Consider the following 2,329-nt stretch of genomic DNA (forward strand, 5'->3'; position numbering starts at 1 on the left):
TGTGCTGGCGACAATAGCAAGAGTGAACCACCTGATCCCTTCCCGAACTCAGAAGTGAAACCTCTTAGCGCTGATGGTAGTGTGGAGTTATCCATGTGAGAGTAAGTCATCGCCAGCTCATTAATTCTAAATCCCCCTCCGCTAATCGCTGAGGGGGATTTTTTTATGCAAGGAAGATTAGAATAAGAAGAAGCGGCTAAAACATAGCCTTTAAAATTTAATAGGTTTCGTCCTTAATAAAAATTAAATTTTTTTATATTTTATCAGAGATATCAATATTGCATAACACGGTTGCTGGCATTTTTTAGCGTGTAGAGTAGCTGCCCTAATAGTACATCTTTTTCAGTTAAGGTCACGATAATCATTGGGTGATTTGAAGAAGGGATCGAGGTTAAAATGGCTTTACCATTGTCTGCATCCAAAGTAATTGATTGACAACCTTCGAGATGAATTTCATTCATAAAGGCTGCAACCATAGCTAAAATCGAGCTACTAACTGCTGCGAGTTTAGTGCTGTTATAACCATCTCTCTTATAGACATGGGTTAACTCGAAGCCATCTGTGCTACACAGCATGACATAATTGACACTGCGGACATTCATAAGAACATCTTGAATCTCATTCTTTGCAAAATCAATTAACTCTTTTGGTGCGGTGCGGCTTTGCGCTAAAGTAAACATATAGAACCTCGTTAAGGGTTAATTGGCAATATTTGAGTTGATCTCAATGGAGGTAATGAGCGCTACTAATAATAACAAAACGTCATCTTTCTTCCTTGCATCGATAAAGAAGAGTGGAGAAAAGAGATCATTTTGGAGTAACCAGTCTTTATAGATAGTGGTTGATTTAGTTGATTCAGAAAGAAGATCGGTATGTGTAATGCCGATTGCAATATTATCGGTAAAATTTTGAAAGGTTTCCAGATAGCTTTCTAATTCTTGAATAGGGTTATCTGAATGATGGTCAATCAAAATCACAGCACCAATAGCACCTTTAGTAATGGCAGACCAAATAAAGTCGAAGCGGCTTTGCCCAGGTGTACCATATAGCCCAATGGTCAGGTTTTCATCAAGCGTGATTTCACCATAATCAATACCAACGGTGGTTTCTAATTTAGTATGGCGCTGTGCATCTGTATTGAAAGCCTCCGTTTGCAGTACGGGAATTTCTGAGAGTGATCGAATCGCCTCCGTTTTACCCGCGCCCATACCACCAGCAAAAACAATTTTAAAGCGTTGTAAAATCATATTATTATCCTATATGCCTAGTTTTTTTCTTAGTTTTCCAAAAAAGCTTTTAATTAATCCAGCTTCTTCTGTAACTTGAGGCATTTCTGGTGGGTTAAAGTGTTTATCCCAAATATTGATTTTTGAGAGATTATGGGTCGCGATATTGGCTGCAATAAAGCGCTGCACAGTTTCAATGGGGAGGTTCAATTGCGTCGCAATTTTTGAGACTTTACCACCTTGAATAAAGCAGCTGGAAAGTTGAAAAATGGTTTTCCTGTCCACATTGCTTGCTGGCTTAGGCCACATATGGATCTTAAAGTGCCCATCTTCAGGTGCAATTTCTTTCAAAAATATGGGTGAGTCCCAAAAAAACTGCCATAACCAGTCGCTAAGTATATGGGGTTGCTTACGTGAGACTTTCATGAAGTTACTGGTGCTGGCAATGTCATAATCAAAACCAGAATCTGTAAAGGTTTGTTCTCGTTCTATATTGAGCCAAGCGATATTTTTCTGAATATCAATAATGGCAATGGTGCCCAAAGTATCAAAAAGATGTAGCTTTGAGTTGCGTTCGGTATCCAGCATTTTGCTGAAATATTCTAATTTATAGGGTGTTTTTTTATTCTGAGTTTCGATAGGAAGGATTTGTTGATTGTTAAAAGAGGGATGTAGTAGATGTTGAATAATCCAATTCGAGAAGCTTTCAAGATGTGTAATTGGTAAAGAAAGTATGTTTTCGTGGAGTCGGTTTTCGTTATAGTTTTGCTTAGAAATTTTTAGCCATGGGAACTGACGACTTCGAATGATCTTTTGGATCCCTTCGGTTTCATAAAAACTTTCATGGATAAATAAACAATCAATAGTTGGGTCAGCAGCGGAGCTCCAGTTAATTTGATACTCTTAAGGAATGAGATTACGTAGCTGTGTGAACCGTACCAGGTTTGTCGGAGAGTCAATATTCTGAGAGACTATGCCGATGACAAAATTAAAATATACCCCTGAAATCAGAGAAAGAGCGGTTCAATTACTAATTGAATCTGAAAAAGATTATCCTTCTACTTGGGCAGCAATCACAGCTATTGCTCCTAAAATCGGTTGTA

General features: G+C 38.2%; 3 protein-coding genes, 1 rRNA gene and 1 pseudogene. 2 read left to right on the top strand and 3 right to left on the bottom strand.

Annotation, left to right across the window (positions count from 1 at the left end):
* The first annotated feature begins 3 nt into the window (after window positions 1-3).
* Window positions 4-118 (top strand): 5S ribosomal RNA (gene rrf, locus MF4642_RS16345).
* 154 nt (window positions 119-272) lie between these two features.
* On the opposite strand, the gene MF4642_RS16350 is transcribed toward rrf, so the two are convergent.
* The 3 genes from MF4642_RS16350 to MF4642_RS17235 are packed head-to-tail and all read right to left on the bottom strand — an operon-like array spanning window position 273 to window position 1,814.
* Complete coding sequence (locus MF4642_RS16350; protein WP_058870243.1) at window positions 273-680, bottom strand: roadblock/LC7 domain-containing protein; 408 nt, start codon at window positions 678-680, stop codon at window positions 273-275.
* Between the two features lie 18 nt (window positions 681-698).
* A complete protein-coding gene (locus tag MF4642_RS16355) occupies window positions 699-1,247 on the bottom strand; it encodes a GTP-binding protein (RefSeq protein WP_058870242.1) in 549 nt (182 codons plus the stop codon).
* A gap of 9 nt (window positions 1,248-1,256) precedes the next feature.
* On the bottom strand, window positions 1,257-1,814 hold the full coding sequence (locus MF4642_RS17235) for a hypothetical protein (RefSeq protein WP_227509230.1): 558 nt from the start codon (window positions 1,812-1,814) through the stop codon (window positions 1,257-1,259).
* A 391-nt stretch (window positions 1,815-2,205) separates the two neighbouring features.
* Between MF4642_RS17235 and MF4642_RS16805 the strand changes: the two are divergent.
* Window positions 2,206-2,329, top strand: a pseudogene (locus tag MF4642_RS16805) (IS3 family transposase); the annotation flags it as partial.

The organism is Acinetobacter sp. MF4642 (assembly GCF_002018925.1).
Classification (GTDB): domain Bacteria; phylum Pseudomonadota; class Gammaproteobacteria; order Pseudomonadales; family Moraxellaceae; genus Acinetobacter; species Acinetobacter johnsonii.